This window comes from Streptomyces sp. 4F14 (genome assembly GCF_048159485.1).
Taxonomy (GTDB): Bacteria; Actinomycetota; Actinomycetes; order Streptomycetales; family Streptomycetaceae; genus Streptomyces.
In genome coordinates this window covers 1-317 of record NZ_JBLRVY010000402.1, presented here as the reverse complement: position 1 = coordinate 317, position 317 = coordinate 1, and the positions used below count along the sequence as shown (strand labels likewise).

The window sequence follows — 317 nt, the reverse complement described above, 5'->3', positions numbered from 1 at the left end:
GACGGCTCACGGTTCGGCAGACGCACGGACGGCGTGCGGCGGCACATGGAGGAGGCATCGGTGGCGGGCGAGTCCCCCGACAGGTCGAAGCAGCGCGAGTCGTCGGCAGAACCGACGTCGGGGAGCGCGATTCCGGTTCCAGAACCCGGCCCCCGATCCGAGGGCACCAAGCCGAAGCGCGACCCACGCCTGGCAGTGGCCCGAGAAACCACACCCCCCTCACCCGGCGGCGTGGACACCGCGACGCGGGTGCTGTCGCGGGGGGAGCTGGAGGCGGTACGGGCACGGCTGGGAAGCGCCGGGGAGTCGGGGCGGCC

1 protein-coding gene is annotated in these 317 nt (G+C 74.1%); it reads left to right on the top strand.

Going from position 1 to position 317, the window contains the following annotated elements; all coding sequences use genetic code 11:
* Nucleotides 1-45 precede the first annotated feature (45 nt).
* On the top strand, nt 46-317 hold a 272-nt coding region (locus ACLZOT_RS51310; protein WP_416976160.1), incomplete at its 3' end, for a hypothetical protein.